Origin of the sequence: Pseudomonas helmanticensis, assembly GCF_900182985.1 — a bacterium.
Taxonomy (GTDB): Bacteria; Pseudomonadota; Gammaproteobacteria; order Pseudomonadales; family Pseudomonadaceae; genus Aquipseudomonas; species Aquipseudomonas helmanticensis.
In genome coordinates this window covers 2770336-2784361 of the sequence record NZ_FXUY01000001.1, presented here as the reverse complement: position 1 = coordinate 2784361, position 14026 = coordinate 2770336, and the positions used below count along the sequence as shown (strand labels likewise).

Sequence of the window (14026 nt, the reverse complement as noted above, 5' to 3'; positions counted from 1 at the left end):
TTATTCGCCGAGGTCGCAGCGGTGCGTGCGCAACAGTTCGCTGACCGCTGTGCAGAAACTGCGGATCAGCGGCGCCGGCATGTCGGCGCGCAAGGTGATTCTGATCGCCGCTTGGCCTTGCGCCACGACCGGGAAAAACACCGCGCTGGTGAAGTAGCCCAGTTCGGCCAGCTCAATGGCGATTTTGTTGGCGATGGCGGCTTCACCGCAATGGATCAGGCGGATGGCCATGTTGCTGCCGTACTGTTGAGTGCTGATCAGGCTGTCGAACAGCTGGATGTTAGCCTGCAGCTGTTTCTGCAAGGTGCTGAAAGCCTCGGTGCGATGTAAGCCGATGGCCGCTCGGCCGGCGCCGATGGCCGCGCAGTTAAGGCTTTGCGACCAGTTGCTCGGGCCACCGTAACGCTGCACAAGAGTCTTCTGTCGCGAGTTGCCAAACATCACCAGGCCACCGCTGGCGCCAAAGGATTTCGCCAGTGAAGCGACGATCAGACAGTCGTCCTCCAGCGCCTGAAGCGTGGGGCGCACCAGCCCGGCACCGTTCTCACCGACAGCGGACAATGCGTGCGAATCATCCAGGTAGAGAAACAAACCGTAGCGATCCTTGAGGTACAGCAGTCCATCCATGTTTGTCACCCCACCCATGCTGTAGGCGCCGTCGGCAATGTAGGCGACGGTGGCATGCCGCTGACAGATCGACTCGAGAAAATCCATGTCGTTGTGCGGGCAGGTCAGCACTTTGGTTTCATCGGCGCAACTGGCCTTCAGATGATGCATCGAGTAATGCGCCAGGCGATCAAAGACCATCACCGGTGGACGATTTTGCGTGAACACGCCGCTGGCCAGCAACGGCAGCACCCCGGCACTCGCGGCGCTGCACGACAGGCTGCTCAGGCACACCGCGCCGAACAGCTGCGACAGCTCGCTTTCGTACTGCTCCAGAATCGCCAGCTTGCAGCGGTTGCGCGAGTTGGCAACACGCAGTGAACCGGTTTCGCGCAAAGCAGCCATCGCCCCTTCGAGCAGAGCCGGATGATGATCCAGGCCCAGATAGGAAGTGGTGCAGAAGTGATGAAAGCTGCGCCCGTGTTGATCGAGCAGCAGGTTGGGGCTGTCGACTGCGACATTCAGCCCGGCGATCTTTCCGGCCTCGGCAATTTCCCAATCGTGATCGGCCAATGCGATGACCTTGCGGTAATTGGAAAAGGTGTGGGTGGTGAAGGACGTGTGATTCATCGATGACATTCCTTGAGTGTTGCGATCCATGGGGCGTTGCAAGCTGCGTGTATTGCCAGACTTTACCGAGACTTGTGTCAGGCAAGAATCGGGCGTTTCCGCTATTGCTGAGGGCTGGCGGAGTTTTGTTTGTAGGGCGAAACCCTGAAAGTCCGACAAGCAATCACCTGTCTGACTTGGGCGAAAATCGGAAAATCTTTAAGTGGCAAAAAAGATCGCCGCCTTCCCACCTATTAATGTAGGAGCCGCCGAAGGCTGCGATCTTTTGATCTTCACTGTGGCACCAAACCCCTGCCAGCCGATTGGCCAAACTGAATCAACACCACCCCCGCAATCAACAAAACCGCGCCAGACACTCGCGACACCGTCAGCTGTTTCTCCACCAGCCCAAACAAGCCAAAGTGATCCAGCACCATCGAGGCAATCACCTGCCCGGCCAACGCCAGCGCCACAAACCCCGATGCTCCAAGCTTCGGCAGCAGCACCACCGCCAACGCCACAAAACACACGCCAAATGCCCCGCCCGCCCACATCCACAAGGGCGCTTTACTGATAAACGCCATAGACGGGAGCGGCAAGCGCAACGCCAGGATCACCGGTAACAACAGCAAAACGCTCACCAGCAACGACGCCAACGTCGCCCACAACGGATGCCCCAACGCTCGCGCCAGATTGCTGTTGATCGCGCTCTGAAACGGCACTACCGCGCCGGCAAACGCGGCCAGCGTCAACAAACCGGTCCACTGCAACGTACTCATGGTCAAACTCCAACAGGTTTTGCTGGACTCTAGAGTATTCGTCGCGCAGATTTAAATTCCGTTTCTTCATCCAGAACATGCATCAGATGAATGATCTGCGCCGTATCGATCTCAACTTGCTGGTGATCCTCGACGCCCTGCTCAATGAGCAACACGTCACCCGCGCCGCCGAACGCCTGCACCTGAGCCAACCGGCGGTCAGTCATGCGCTGGCACGCTTGCGCGATCTGCTCGGTGATCCGCTGTTGGTGCGGGCTGGCGCATCCCTGGTGCCGACCGCGCGCGCACTGGAACTGGTCGCGCCGCTGGCAGAAGCACTGGCCCAAGTGCAATCGCTGCTGGCGCCAAATGCCTTCGATCCGGCCAGCGCACGTCGGACGTTTCGCGTGGCGATGTCGGATTACGGCGCGGCAATTATTCTGCCTACGCTGATTCGCACCTTGCGTCGTGAGGCGCCCGGCATCGATCTGCAGATCAGCCATGCCAGCCGCGAAGGCATGCTTGAGGGCGTGCTTAACGGCGATATCGACGTCGCTGCCGGGGTCTTCCCGGAGATGCCCAACGAACTTCGCAGCTCAGTGCTATTTGAAGAGCGCTACGTCTGCCTGCTGGATCGCCAGACCTTACCGGTCAACGGTGTTCTGGATCTGCCGACCTACTTGTCTCGCCCGCATGTGCTGCTGGAAATGCGCGGCAGCGGCACCCCGGAAATCGAGCGGGCGCTGACGACATTGCGCGAACGCCGCCGTGTCGCGATCAGCCTGCCGCACTGGAATGTCGCGCCGCAGTTGATCAGTGGTACGGATCTGATTTTGACGGTGTCCTCACGCAGCGTGCGCGAGATTGAACAGCGTGAACTGATCGTGGTGCCGCCGCCGTTCGAGATTGCGCCGTTTACGTTTGTACTGGCGTGGCATAAGCGCAGGGGTGGGGATCAAGCGCTGAATTGGTTGAATCGCAGGATTGAGGAGGGGATAGAACAAGTCTAGGTAGGCTTGATGCTCAAGCGGGTATGCCAAGCGTGACCAGTCGGGTTTATGCAAAGCCTAAGCTATTGCCGTTGTTGAAACGGTCGATACAGAAGGGGATAGTGCGCCGCTGAAAAAGTGCTCAAGGAGTGGAAAGTGACAGTGAAGTCTGGCTGGATCGGATGTGCGGCATTGTGCGGCGGGTTGCTGGCGGGGCAGGCGTTGGCCGACTGCACGCCACCCGCGGTGTCGGGGGACTGGGACTTTGGCCAGTGCAAGGATTGGCCTGCTTATCCGGGGCTGACCATCTCTTCGCTATTGAAGTTTGAGCCGGATCCAGTTGGCGCCGATGGCGATAAGATTGGCTCATACGATTTGGGTTTATCCGTTTTATCAGCAGACGACCCAACTCCCGTCGCCACATACCATCAAGCTGCTGCATTTTTTTCTGATGCGTTCGCGCTGGATAGCGTGCAGATCGACACCGCGCGCTACAAACTCACGCCTGAACTTCGTGCTTTTGGTATTCGGGCAAATTTCAAAGGCTCGTCTCGCGTTAATCCATTGGATGAAACCGTGCTGTCGCTCTATGTGAAAGAGGGAAGCAAACTGCGTCCGGTGCTGGACCGATTATTGGTTTACCGATTCAGTGGTGAATGGGATGGCAATTGCGCCGGAGAACGCGCGACCACTGTTCGCACCATTGAAATGGGTAAAACCAGCTCTCATGGTTTTGCCGACCTTGTCGTTAAATCAGTCACCACCGGTCTCGTCGGAGAAGGATCGCCTGACAATTGCGAAATGAAGACGACGAACGACAAGCCCGTGCTGACCGCGCTGCGCTACGACGGAAAAGCTTACGTCCTGCCGCAAGGCTTCAAAGGCCTGTAACCGGTCTGCTCAACATGACTTTTATCAAGGAAGAACAATGTTCACTGCAACCAGACTCCTGATTTCCCTTGGTTTGCTGGCCCTCACCACCCAAGCCCAAGCCGCCTGCACCACCCAGAGTTTTGACGGCAAATCCATGTCGCGCTGCAATGTCTGGCCGGCCTTCCCGAGTCAGGCGATTTCGGTCAAGTCCACCTTCCTGGCCGATGCCGGCGGGGACGATGCCGGAGCGTTCGATCTGGATCTGGCAATCCTCAATGCCAGCGACGCCCGGCCCCTCGCCACTTACCGCAAGCCGGGCGCCTACAACTCCGATGCCGTGCGTCTGGAAGATGTGCGCATTGATACGGCTCGCTACCGTCTGACGCCCGACATCCGGGCGTTTGGTCTGCGGTCAAAGTTCGCCCACAGTTCTGGCGCCAACCCTTACGAGAAAACCGATCTGGCGCTGTATGTCCGCGAAGGCGCGGAGTTGCGCCCGGTGCTGGAGGGATTGGTCGTCGCCAAAAGCAACGGTGAATTCACCAACGACTGCGAAGGCTATGTGAAGAAAATCCGCAGAACCGTCGAAATCGCCCAGTCCAGCCACCATGGCTTGGCCGATCTGCTCATCACCACCAACGGCACAAAAGTGACCAACACCCAGTCGGGCAAAGAGTGTCTTTCCAAAACCGCGTATCTGAAGCAGAAACAAGTGACCCTGATCTACGATGGTCAGCAATACGTCGTCCCCGACGACTTGCGAGGTTACTGATCCCATGCTCACCGGCCTTAACCACCTGACCCTGGCGGTCAGCGATGTGAACCGAAGCCTGGCGTTCTACCGCGATGTGCTGCAGTTGCGCGTCGAGGCAACGTGGGATGCCGGTGCTTATTTGTCGTTGCCTGGTTTGTGGTTGTGCCTGTCGCTGGACCCGCTGCGAAAAACCGTGGCGAATCCGGACTACACCCATTATGCATTCAGCCTGGGTTCCGCGGACTTTGCGGTCTTCGTTCAATCGCTAAAAGCCGCCAACGTCGAAGAATGGCGGGACAACCGCAGCGAAGGTGCGTCGTTCTACTTCCTCGATCCCGACGGCCACAAGCTCGAAGCTCACGTCGGCGATCTCGCTTCACGACTGGCAGCGTGTCGGCAAAAACCGTACGCCGGCATGCGTTTTTACGACGAGCAGTGATCAGCCGCAATCGGCTGATATAGACTGACGGCCACGTGTTCTGGCGCTTGCAGGGTTTCCATGACTCCATCGTTATTAATGGCCGTGCTGGCCTCGGGTTTCATTTACGGCATTACGCCGGGGCCGGGTGTGCTGGCCGTATTTGGCATTGGCGCGGCGCATGGGCGGCGGGCGGGGGCGGGGTTTCTTTGCGGGCATCTGCTGGGCGATGTGGTCTGGTGCAGTACCGCGTTGATCGCGATTGTCGGCGCGCGGGAAATCGGCAGCACTGCGTTCGACGTGCTTGGCGTCCTCAGCGGTCTGTACCTGTTCTGGCTCGGCTGGCGTGCAGTGCGTGCCCAGCCTCGCAGCGGTGACGAACCGCAAGGAGCGGCGCGTAAACCTTTCTGGCACGGCATTCTGTTCGGATTGACCAATCCCAAGGCTTATCCGGTGGCAGTTGCAACGTTTACCGCGCTGCTGTCGAGCCGCGCGGAGCTGCTCAATTGGTCGATGCTGCCAGCGCTGATCGCCCTGAGTTTCCTCGGCGGATTGCTTGCCTACGCTATTCTGATTGGCGTGGTCGGCGCGCAACGGGTACGCACGCTGTATCAGCGTCATGAACTGTTGATCACACGTTTGTGTGGTGTGATGTTCATCGGTTTTGCCATCAATGCGCTGATGCATGCGCTGCCGGGGCTGATGCCGAACAAGGCTTGATGTTGTTTGCAGGGACGCGCGAACCCAACGTCAGGGATGGTTGATGAGTGCTGTATTGCCCGGACACCCACGCTGAACCATGGAAAGCCGAAACTCCGCGCCGTTGGCGAGTTACATCGACCTGTTGCTGGACGCCGTTTGCGCGGTCGACAAGCAGGGCCGATTCGTTTTTGTCAGTGCTGCCTGCGAGCGGGTTTTCGGCTACACGCCTGAAGAGCTGATCGGCCGGCCAATGATCGAATTGGTTCACCCGGCTGATCGCGAGCGCACCCTCGCGGCCGCCAGCGAAATCATGGGCGGCGAGCCGAAACATAATTTCGAGAACCGCTATGTGCGCAAGGACGGCAGCGTCGCGCATATCCTGTGGTCGGCGCGCTGGTCGGAAGTTGATCAACTGCGCATCGCTGTCGCCCGCGATATCACCGAGCGCAAACAGGCTGAGTCGCGGCAAGCAGCGTTGTATGCAATCTCCGAGGCCGCCCATGTCGCCGAGGATTTGCTGGCGCTGTTCAAGCGCATCCATCTGATCATCGGTGAATGGTTGCCGGCGCTGAATTTCTCCGTGGCGCTGTATGACGAACATTGCGCGCAACTGAATTTTCCCTATCACGTCGACGATCACGAATTGCAGCCCGAGCAGCCCGGAACCGTCACCGGGCGCTTGTGTGCGGAAGTTATCCGTAGCGGTCAGCCGATTCTTCTGACGCCGGACAGTGCGGATTCCCCAGCCGATTTCGCCGAGTTGGTAGCCGGGCAGGATTCACCCTGCTGGCTGGGCGTCCCGTTGAATTCGAAGAACGGCACCATCGGCGCACTGATCGTCAAAAGCCTGCCCGGCGGCGAACGCTACACCGAGCAGGACAAAGAACTGCTGCAATACGTCTGCGCCCAGGTCGCCACCGCCATCGAACGGCAACAACTGCATGCGCGGCTGCGGCGGATGGCGCAGTACGACCAACTGACGCAATTGCCCAATCGCGAGTTGCTGCGCGACCGATTGAAAGCCGCGCTGGCCTGCGCGCACGAGCAGTCGGGACACATGGCATTGCTGTATGTCGACCTTGATCGCTTCAAGCAGGTCAACGACACCTTCGGTCACGCAGTGGGCGATATGTTGCTGCAAACCGTGGCCAACCGCCTCAAGGGCTGCGTGCGCGAGACCGACACGGTCGCGCGGATCGGTGGTGATGAATTCGTGGTGCTGCTGCACAGCGTGAACGCTGCGGAAGATGCCGACAGCGTTGCGGAAAAAATCCGCCAGGTGCTGGTGCAGCCCATGCGCCTGGATGGCCATAACCTGCATATCGAACCGAGCATCGGTGTCGCTCGTTTTCCAGAGCATGGCAGCGAGGAAGAGCAGCTGTTCCGTCATGCCGATCAGGCGATGTATGCCGCCAAACGACTGAACCATCACGCGCTCAACAGTTGATCGGGCTCACCGTTCGTCGCAGCGTCGGCAACTTTTCTAAACCTTTGCCCGTCAGAAAATTCCTAATCTAGGCGGGCACCTGCTCGCCACGATCATTACCAAGAGGTAGAGAATCATGCCTAATTCAAGAAACTCGAACTCGGGAAACTTCGCCAACGATCGAACGAAGGCGTCTGAAGCCGGTCGCAAAGGTGGCAAAACCACCACCACGACTGTCGATAAAGAGCCAAAACCAGACATGGGCCGCAAGCCCGCGCAGAAATCGAAGTAGTCGGTGAAGGTTGTTTTGATTGAGAGGCGGGGGCGTAAGCTCCCGCTTGAATTTCGCAAGAAGGAGGGCGCGACCATGAACCGGATGGCCACCCGTATACGCAATGCCAGTCTCGCAACCGTGCTGGGCCTGTGTGCCACCAGTGTGTTTGCCCAGTCGCCCGCCGAATTCATCAACGATGCGTCCGCCAAAGGCATGGCCGACATTGAAGCCAGCCGTCTGGCGCATCAGAAGTCCGAGTCCAAAGAGGTCAAGGACTACACCATCGTCGTGATCAACGACCGCACCACGGCCAATCAGCACTTGGCGAAGATCGCCAAGAAGCTCGACCTGCCTGTCGCGCCGCGTGAAGAAATCGCCGACAAGGCCAAAGAATTGATGCCGCAAGTGACGGATGGAGCCACTTTCGACCAGGCCTACGCCGCCAGTCAGGTGAAGGCCACTGAAGAAGCCATAGAGCAGATTCAACAGGAAGCGCAGAGCACCGACGTGCCGGAGATCAAGGCCTTCGCCGACGAGACGTTGCCGAAATTGCAAAACCATCTGCAAATGGCTCGCGCTTTACAGGCTAGCCGCTAAGCGAGATCAACAGATCGCAGCCTTCGGCAGCTCCTGCATTCATCCGTGTAGGAGCTGCCGCAGGCTGCGATCTTTTGCTTTTCAGCATTCATTCAAATCCTGCTTCGGCTTACTTTTCTCACCCAGCCCCTCAAGATTGAACACTTCCCCTTCGCCCAGCGCGCGGTAATGCTTGCGCAGCGCCTCCAACTGCTTCAAATCCAGCGCCTCCAGCCCAAGCATCGCGTTCTGCGCTTCTTTCGTCACGAACAGCAACTCATCGATTTTCAAATGCAGAATGTCGGTATCGCGGTTCTGTGTGTTTTGAATCAGGAAAACCATCAGGAACGTGATGATCGTCGTCGAGGTATTGATGATCAGTTGCCAGGTATCGTTGTAATGAAAAATCGGCCCACTCAATCCCCAGAGTCCGATCAGGACCAACGCGCCCATGAAGGTCTTGGGGCTACCGGCCCACAGAGCGAGCTTTTGGGAAATTTTTGCGAATTTCATAGCCGTGTTCCTTATCGGGAGAGTGCCTGAGATTGAGACACTGACGGCTTTGAGAAAATTCTACCGGCATCTCCTGCCTTTCGATAAAAGCCAAGAGGCATTGCAGCAACTTGAGGGCGAAACTTTCATTGTGCGGGTTTGTGGCTAGTATCAAGTGGCAATCAAATTGCCAGTAGCTTTAACACGGATAGAAATCAAGCCAGAGGCCCCTCATGGAATTCTTCGAAAAGTTAGCCAGCCTAGCCGCCAAAGTTCGGCTGCAGAGCGCTGCAATCCAGACGGAAGAAGCAACAAAAAATGCGTTCGTCATGCCATTCATCAGCACGGTTCTGGGCTACGACGTTTTTGACCCCACCGAGGTGACGCCCGAATTTGTCTGCGATATAGGTACGAAGAAAGGCGAGAAAATTGATTACGCCATCATGAAGGATGGTGAAGTGCAGATTTTGATTGAGTGTAAAAAGATCGGTGAGCCGCTACACATCAATCATGCTTCGCAGCTGTTTCGGTACTTTCATGTGACCAGCGCGCGTATCTCGATTCTTACCAACGGTCAGGTCTACAAGTTTTTCACTGATCTGGACGCGCCGAACAAGATGGATGAAAAACCATTTCTGGAGCTGGACCTTTTAGACATTGATGAATATTCGGTTCCTGAGCTGATCAAGCTGACCAAGTCGGCTTTTGATGTTGACTCGATCATCAGCGCCGCGGGCGAATTGAAATATGTCAGCCAAATCAAAAAGGTTATCGCGGCGCAGGTCAGCAAGCCGGATGATGACTTTGTGAAGGTTTTTGCGTCTCGTGTTTACGACGGCGTGATCACCCAAAAAGTACGTGAGCAGTTTCACGAGTTGACACGTAAAGCGGTCGTGCAATTTCTGAATGACCAGATCAATGACCGACTTAAATCTGCGATGAGTGGTGCGATCCAGCCAGCATTGGCTTCGCTGCCGTCCGCCACTGCGGGTACTGATCCAGTAGATCCGCGAGACGAATCAGATGACAAGGTGCTGACAACTCTGGAAGAGCTTGAGGGATATCACATCGTTCGTGCGCTCGTTCGCTCGGTGGTCGATGCGAAGCGAATTGTTCAACGTGATACGCAGAGTTACTTTGGCATTCTGCTGGATGACAACAATCGCAAACCGATCTGCCGGTTGCATTTCAATCGATCCCAGAAGTACATCGGCATCTTCGATGAAGAAAAAAACGAAACCCGTCATCCAATCAGTTCAATTGACGACATTTATGAGTATTCGGACCATTTGAAGAAAACGGTCGGGTATTACGATTGATAGAAAAACCGGCCATCAGGCCGGTTTTTTTGGGGTCGATTATTCTGTGATCTTCAGGTCTGCGACCCAGTGGAAATACCCCACCGCCTCACACTGCTGATTGACCAGCATGAAACTCAGCTCGCATTGCACGTCGCCAGACTTCTTCGGCGTGCAGGTCCAGAAGTGGTCGTCAGCTTTCCGGTTGCCTGGCGCTGTCGGGTCGTCCGGATTGGGCGCGGGCACCGTCAGGTTGATGTGAACCTGCAAGCTCGGCTCAGACAGTACGCTGTTGTCAGCTGCCGTCATGCGGTACACCACGACACTGTGCTCGGCGATCAGACTGACGGAACGTCCGCGAAAATGCAGATCCTGGCCAATCTGCACCGGAACCGTGATTTTGCTGTCATTTATGACTATTTCTTTCGAGCTATTGCCTATGGCGAAAAAGATCAATCCATCGGTAATACTCGTCGGCGTGGCGGCGTTCAGGCTGGGGTTCGGATAACGTGCCAATATTGATTCGGCGTCGACGATCAGCAGCACGTTGTGCGCGCTGGTGACGCCGGTTGATGGTGACGGGATCGGTTCGCTGGTCATCATGGATTCCTTTCATGATGTTGGCACAAAACGCCAGCCGCTTCGGTCACGGCAAGACATCCTGTTCCGGCCGGAGCGACAGCGGATCGGTTGAGCCCTCTGTCACCAAAGGGCTCGACACATCATCAGTTATGGATGGAGATGAACGGATCCCACGAGCAGCAGCCGATAATCTGGCAGTTGCGATCGACGATCAGGAAGTGGAAGTGGTAGGTCACGCGACCGCAGTCGAGGGTCTCCGACGACCAATAATGGTTATCGACTTTCTGGCAGCTGGGTACGGATGGATTTTCGCGATTCGGTACTGCGACGCAGGCTGTGGCCTTGCGTGGCGAGGGTGGCGAGATCAGGTCAGCCCCGGCGTTGCCGATGAATTTGTAGAAAATCACGGCTTGTTCGAAGCTCTGCGACAGGCTGGTTTCGCGCCAGCGGATCAGGTCGCCGACCTGTGCCTTAAGGTCCAGTTCACCACCGGCCTGGCCACTGACGACGTTGTCCTGATTGGTGACCATGTACACATGATGCCAGTCGATCAGCGTTGGGTTTTTCGGGTCCTTGCTGATGTTCGGGTATTTTTTCAGAATGGTTTCGGTGTCGATGGAAACCAGAATATCCGTCACTCGAGACATGGGAACGCTCCTTTTTTCATAGTGGACATCGGGCTGTGATCCAGCCTCGACGCTGCTTGCTTGCCGTATGGCTTTTGCGAGCACACTACTGGGGAACCCACCGGTTACAAGAAATGTATGGGCCGTGCTCCTTGCACGAAATCGACTGATTCGGGTTCCTTCCGATTGCCGCTTGTTGACTATAGGTACGATTGTTGAGCTGTCAAAATTGCTTTTGTCTGACTCGACGGACGGTCGCCCGCATCGTAAAAACAAACTGTTGGCAATAAGGCGTTCATCGGTCTGACACCCTTTGCAATTCAGTCGTTCTGGAACTGCTCGCTGCGCTACCTGTATCGTGACGAACCGCTGGAATGTCCCGACAGGAGAACGCAATGAGTTGGTCCGCCAAACAATACGTCGCTTTCGAAGATGAGCGCACCCGTCCGGCCCGCGATCTGCTGGCAGCGATCCCCACGGCAGATGCGCGATCGGTGGTCGATATCGGTTGTGGTCCCGGTAATTCGACGGAGTTGCTGGTGCAGCGTTTTCCAGAAGCCACGGTCAGCGGTCTGGACAGTTCGCCCGACATGATTACTGCGGCGCGCAAGCGCTTGCCGCAGTTGCAGTTCGATGTCGCCGAGATAGATAAGTGGGCCGATGCCGGGCCGTTTGATGTGATCTTCGCCAATGCCGTGCTGCAATGGGTGCCGGATCACGCGGCGTTGCTACCGACGCTGGCGAGCAAGCTTTCGGCGGGTGGCAGTCTGGCGATCCAGATGCCCGATAATCTCAACGAGTCATCCCACCGTCTGATGCGTGAAGTGGCCGCGAATGGCCCGTGGGCGAGCAAGCTTGCCGGCGCTGCGGGACAGCGTACCGACATGGCGAGTGCCAGCGATTATTTCTCGATGCTGCGGCCACACTGTTCGCGGGTCGATGTGTGGCGCACCACCTATTATCACCCGTTGGCCGGTGGGGCGGCAGGGGTGGTGGAGTGGTTCAAGGGCAGTGGCTTGATTCCGTTTTTGAGTCCGCTCGACGAAACGGAAAAGGCGCAGTATCTGGCGCAGTACCAGGCGGAAGTCGCGAAGGCTTATCCCGCATTGGCGGATGGTTCGGTGCTATTGCCGTTCCCACGATTGTTCATCGTCGCGACTCGCTGAAATAAATTGGACCATTGTTCGGCTTGAGATTTTGGGTGCGGTGCGGACTCCCCCTCACCCCAGCCCTCTCCCGAGGGAGAGGGAGCCGATGCGTGTCGCTTCCAAAACCTGAGTTCGCCTCGATTTCGCACGTCGGCGTAGATCGTACTGGCACTGCGGTCAGTCCCCTCTCCCTTTGGGCGGTCCGACGTTTCGGGAGGGTTAGGGTGAGGGGCTTCTCAAGGTGCAAACCCGCTCAGCGTTGCACTGCCACCAGCAGCATCATCGGCCGCTCGCGCTCTTCCGCCAATGCCGGTTGTGCCGCGACTTCGGCATCGCTCGGTCCCCATTCGTTGACGTGGCGAATGGCGAACCCGGCAGCAATCAGCGAATTAAGCAGCGTCCCCATCGTACGATGCTGCTTGATCACACCTTCGGCCAGCCAGTTGGTCACCCGTTCACCTTCCATCTGGTAGCTGTCCAGCGGCCAGCGCTTGTTGCCTGCGCTATCAATCAACCAACCCGGGTTACGCGGTGCCATGAAGATCGGATGCTCGATGGAAAAGACAAAGTGCGAACCCGGTTTCAGCGCCGTATAGAGGTGAGCAAACAGCCCCGGCAAATCCTTGATGTAATGCAGCGCCAGTGAGCTGTAAGCCAGATCAAAACTGCAGGCTGGCAGATCGAGCTGTTCCAGATCGCCGCGCTCATAACGAATGTTCGCCGCCGTCTTAGATGCCCGCGCCCGCTCCAGCATCTTCTCCGAGACATCCAGCCCCAGCACGCTGTCCGCACCATTCTCTATGGCCCAACGGCTGAACCAGCCATAACCGCAACCCAGATCCACCACGTTCAAACCGTGCATGGACGGCAACAACGCTTTGAGCGCCGGCCACTCCGGCGCCGCGTCGAGGCCGCCGATCGAGCGGTTCATCTGGCTATAGCCCTGGAAAAATTCGGGATCGTCATAGATCTTTTGCGTCATGGTGAAGGCTCTTCGATAAACAGCAGGTTTGTTTCAGCCTTGCTGCAAAACCTTCAAGGCTGCTGAGGCAAGAAACCCGGAACGGCTTTTCTCTTCAGGGTGATGCAACACATATTCATCAATACGATTGAGCAAGTGCCCTGGCAATGTGATATTGAGTTTTTGGGCTTTGCCCAAATATTTGATCACATCTATATCCACCACGGCCCACGCACAACCCGCGTACTTCGGATTGACTACATGCAGGCTCAGTTTGCTCGCGGGTGGGATCGGTGTGCCGTCCTCGGCGAGAATTTCGAAATGACCCTCAATGGCTTCACGAGCCATGGCGACGGCATCGTCCAGATCTTCTCCTGCGGAAAAACAACCTGGGATGTCCGGCACCTCGACGCCCCAAGCATGTTTGTCATCACCTATTGAAATCGCAATCGGGTAGAGCATATTTACGGTCCTCCATGGCGCAACGAACTGAGTGATTCACAACAACGCCTGCTGCAAAATGCTGACGGCCGTTTTCTTCAGCAAATCCTTTTTCGGATGTGGCAGGGTAACCAGTCCAGGTAGGCTTGAGGCGATTGAAATATTGTTGTGTTTCGGGGCTTTGCGCGCACGTCTCGCTCAAATCCCGGACACAAAAAAACCGGCCCTGTAGGCCGGTTTTTTCTATTCCTGCATCCCCCGTCAAAAAAACCAACGTGAGACAAAATCGAGTGGAGCGGGTAGAGGGAATCGAACCCTCGTCGGAAGCTTGGGAAGCTACTGTTCTACCATTAAACTATACCCGCTCAGAGCGGCTGACTTTGTACCAGACTCGGCCACGGATTTGAAGTTTTTCTTTTACTCATGAAGGCTTTAAATCACTGAAACCGGTCAATCGCGGGCGAGCCCTGCGGGTCGGTAAACCAAAATCCCT

Annotated in this window: 17 protein-coding genes, 1 tRNA gene and 1 pseudogene; 10 read left to right on the top strand and 9 right to left on the bottom strand. The window is 56.7% G+C overall.

Annotation, left to right across the window (positions count from 1 at the left end):
- Entirely contained in the window at positions 1–1236 is a 1236-nt protein-coding gene (locus QOL84_RS12415) for an aminotransferase class I/II-fold pyridoxal phosphate-dependent enzyme (protein WP_283437378.1), read from the bottom strand.
- Positions 1237–1508: 272 nt separating this feature from the next.
- A complete protein-coding gene (locus QOL84_RS12410; protein ID WP_283437377.1) occupies positions 1509–1994 on the bottom strand; it encodes a DMT family transporter in 486 nt (161 codons plus the stop codon).
- A gap of 77 nt (positions 1995–2071) precedes the next feature.
- Between QOL84_RS12410 and QOL84_RS12405 the strand changes: the two genes are divergently transcribed.
- The 8 genes from QOL84_RS12405 (at position 2072) to QOL84_RS12370 (ending at position 8006) form a co-directional block, all read left to right on the top strand.
- On the top strand, positions 2072–2983 hold the full coding sequence (locus QOL84_RS12405; RefSeq protein ID WP_283437376.1) for a LysR substrate-binding domain-containing protein: 912 nt from the start codon (positions 2072–2074) through the stop codon (positions 2981–2983).
- A 135-nt stretch (positions 2984–3118) separates the two neighbouring features.
- Positions 3119–3853: a PA3715 family protein gene (locus tag QOL84_RS12400; protein WP_283437375.1), complete on the top strand. Its 735-nt coding sequence runs from the start codon at positions 3119–3121 to the stop codon at positions 3851–3853.
- 37 nt (positions 3854–3890) lie between these two features.
- Positions 3891–4607, top strand: coding sequence for a PA3715 family protein (locus QOL84_RS12395; protein WP_283437374.1), 717 nt, complete (start codon positions 3891–3893; stop codon positions 4605–4607).
- A 4-nt stretch (positions 4608–4611) separates the two neighbouring features.
- Complete coding sequence (fos, locus tag QOL84_RS12390; RefSeq protein ID WP_283437373.1) at positions 4612–5028, top strand: fosfomycin resistance glutathione transferase; 417 nt, start codon at positions 4612–4614, stop codon at positions 5026–5028.
- A 60-nt stretch (positions 5029–5088) separates the two neighbouring features.
- Positions 5089–5727, top strand: a complete 639-nt coding sequence (locus tag QOL84_RS12385; protein ID WP_129390343.1) for a LysE family translocator — start codon at positions 5089–5091, stop codon at positions 5725–5727.
- A gap of 79 nt (positions 5728–5806) precedes the next feature.
- Complete coding sequence (locus QOL84_RS12380; protein ID WP_283437372.1) at positions 5807–7156, top strand: sensor domain-containing protein; 1350 nt, start codon at positions 5807–5809, stop codon at positions 7154–7156.
- A 115-nt stretch (positions 7157–7271) separates the two neighbouring features.
- Positions 7272–7427, top strand: a complete 156-nt coding sequence (locus QOL84_RS12375) for a KGG domain-containing protein (RefSeq protein WP_007911485.1) — start codon at positions 7272–7274, stop codon at positions 7425–7427.
- A 75-nt stretch (positions 7428–7502) separates the two neighbouring features.
- Complete coding sequence (locus QOL84_RS12370; protein WP_283437371.1) at positions 7503–8006, top strand: DUF4142 domain-containing protein; 504 nt, start codon at positions 7503–7505, stop codon at positions 8004–8006.
- An 81-nt stretch (positions 8007–8087) separates the two neighbouring features.
- Here QOL84_RS12370 and QOL84_RS12365 read toward each other — a convergent pair whose 3' ends face one another.
- Positions 8088–8498, bottom strand: a complete 411-nt coding sequence (locus tag QOL84_RS12365) for a low affinity iron permease family protein (RefSeq protein ID WP_129390352.1) — start codon at positions 8496–8498, stop codon at positions 8088–8090.
- 212 nt (positions 8499–8710) lie between these two features.
- Here QOL84_RS12365 and QOL84_RS12360 point away from each other — a divergent pair, with 212 nt between their 5' ends.
- Positions 8711–9796 (top strand): type I restriction endonuclease, encoded by a 1086-nt coding sequence (locus tag QOL84_RS12360; RefSeq protein ID WP_129390357.1) that lies wholly within the window; start codon positions 8711–8713, stop codon positions 9794–9796.
- A gap of 39 nt (positions 9797–9835) precedes the next feature.
- Here the strand turns inward: QOL84_RS12360 and QOL84_RS12355 are convergent, their stop codons facing one another.
- Together QOL84_RS12355 and QOL84_RS12350 are read right to left on the bottom strand one after the other, a co-directional pair.
- A complete protein-coding gene (locus tag QOL84_RS12355) occupies positions 9836–10375 on the bottom strand; it encodes an AidA/PixA family protein (protein ID WP_283437370.1) in 540 nt (179 codons plus the stop codon).
- 125 nt (positions 10376–10500) lie between these two features.
- Positions 10501–11004 (bottom strand): inclusion body family protein, encoded by a 504-nt coding sequence (locus tag QOL84_RS12350; RefSeq protein ID WP_008076892.1) that lies wholly within the window; start codon positions 11002–11004, stop codon positions 10501–10503.
- Positions 11005–11378: 374 nt separating this feature from the next.
- Here QOL84_RS12350 and tam point away from each other — a divergent pair, with 374 nt between their 5' ends.
- Positions 11379–12149 carry a trans-aconitate 2-methyltransferase gene (gene tam, locus QOL84_RS12345; RefSeq protein WP_283437369.1) on the top strand — a complete coding sequence of 257 codons (771 nt, stop codon included), beginning with the start codon at positions 11379–11381 and terminating at the stop codon, positions 12147–12149.
- Positions 12150–12384: 235 nt separating this feature from the next.
- On the opposite strand, the gene QOL84_RS12340 is transcribed toward tam, so the two are convergent.
- The 4 genes and pseudogenes from QOL84_RS12340 to QOL84_RS12330 all read right to left on the bottom strand — a co-directional run bounded on the left by QOL84_RS12340 (position 12385) and on the right by QOL84_RS12330 (position 13898).
- Positions 12385–13113: a class I SAM-dependent methyltransferase gene (locus QOL84_RS12340; RefSeq protein ID WP_283437368.1), complete on the bottom strand. Its 729-nt coding sequence runs from the start codon at positions 13111–13113 to the stop codon at positions 12385–12387.
- 33 nt (positions 13114–13146) lie between these two features.
- Positions 13147–13554: a type II toxin-antitoxin system HicB family antitoxin gene (locus QOL84_RS12335; RefSeq protein ID WP_283437367.1), complete on the bottom strand. Its 408-nt coding sequence runs from the start codon at positions 13552–13554 to the stop codon at positions 13147–13149.
- A gap of 36 nt (positions 13555–13590) precedes the next feature.
- Positions 13591–13674, bottom strand: a pseudogene (locus QOL84_RS29505) (type II toxin-antitoxin system HicA family toxin); the annotation flags it as partial.
- Between the two features lie 150 nt (positions 13675–13824).
- Positions 13825–13898, bottom strand: a tRNA-Gly gene (locus QOL84_RS12330).
- Between the last annotated feature and the right edge of the window lie 128 nt (positions 13899–14026).

Excerpts from the sequence above, each read along its gene's own strand:
- QOL84_RS12375 (WP_007911485.1), top strand. The coding sequence starts at position 7,272 with ATGCCTAATTCAAGAAACTCGAACTCGGGAAACTTCGCCAACGATCGA.
- fos (WP_283437373.1), top strand. The coding sequence starts at position 4,612 with ATGCTCACCGGCCTTAACCACCTGACCCTGGCGGTCAGCGATGTGAAC.
- QOL84_RS12355 (WP_283437370.1), bottom strand. The coding sequence starts at position 10,375 with ATGACCAGCGAACCGATCCCGTCACCATCAACCGGCGTCACCAGCGCG.
- tam (WP_283437369.1), top strand. The coding sequence starts at position 11,379 with ATGAGTTGGTCCGCCAAACAATACGTCGCTTTCGAAGATGAGCGCACC.
- QOL84_RS12405 (WP_283437376.1), top strand. The coding sequence starts at position 2,072 with ATGCATCAGATGAATGATCTGCGCCGTATCGATCTCAACTTGCTGGTG.
- QOL84_RS12370 (WP_283437371.1), top strand. The coding sequence starts at position 7,503 with ATGAACCGGATGGCCACCCGTATACGCAATGCCAGTCTCGCAACCGTG.
- QOL84_RS12415 (WP_283437378.1), bottom strand. The coding sequence starts at position 1,236 with ATGAATCACACGTCCTTCACCACCCACACCTTTTCCAATTACCGCAAG.
- QOL84_RS12335 (WP_283437367.1), bottom strand. The coding sequence starts at position 13,554 with ATGCTCTACCCGATTGCGATTTCAATAGGTGATGACAAACATGCTTGG.
- QOL84_RS12365 (WP_129390352.1), bottom strand. The coding sequence starts at position 8,498 with ATGAAATTCGCAAAAATTTCCCAAAAGCTCGCTCTGTGGGCCGGTAGC.
- QOL84_RS12410 (WP_283437377.1), bottom strand. The coding sequence starts at position 1,994 with ATGAGTACGTTGCAGTGGACCGGTTTGTTGACGCTGGCCGCGTTTGCC.
- QOL84_RS12350 (WP_008076892.1), bottom strand. The coding sequence starts at position 11,004 with ATGTCTCGAGTGACGGATATTCTGGTTTCCATCGACACCGAAACCATT.
- QOL84_RS12340 (WP_283437368.1), bottom strand. The coding sequence starts at position 13,113 with ATGACGCAAAAGATCTATGACGATCCCGAATTTTTCCAGGGCTATAGC.
- QOL84_RS12395 (WP_283437374.1), top strand. The coding sequence starts at position 3,891 with ATGTTCACTGCAACCAGACTCCTGATTTCCCTTGGTTTGCTGGCCCTC.
- QOL84_RS12385 (WP_129390343.1), top strand. The coding sequence starts at position 5,089 with ATGACTCCATCGTTATTAATGGCCGTGCTGGCCTCGGGTTTCATTTAC.
- QOL84_RS12360 (WP_129390357.1), top strand. The coding sequence starts at position 8,711 with ATGGAATTCTTCGAAAAGTTAGCCAGCCTAGCCGCCAAAGTTCGGCTG.
- QOL84_RS12380 (WP_283437372.1), top strand. The coding sequence starts at position 5,807 with ATGGAAAGCCGAAACTCCGCGCCGTTGGCGAGTTACATCGACCTGTTG.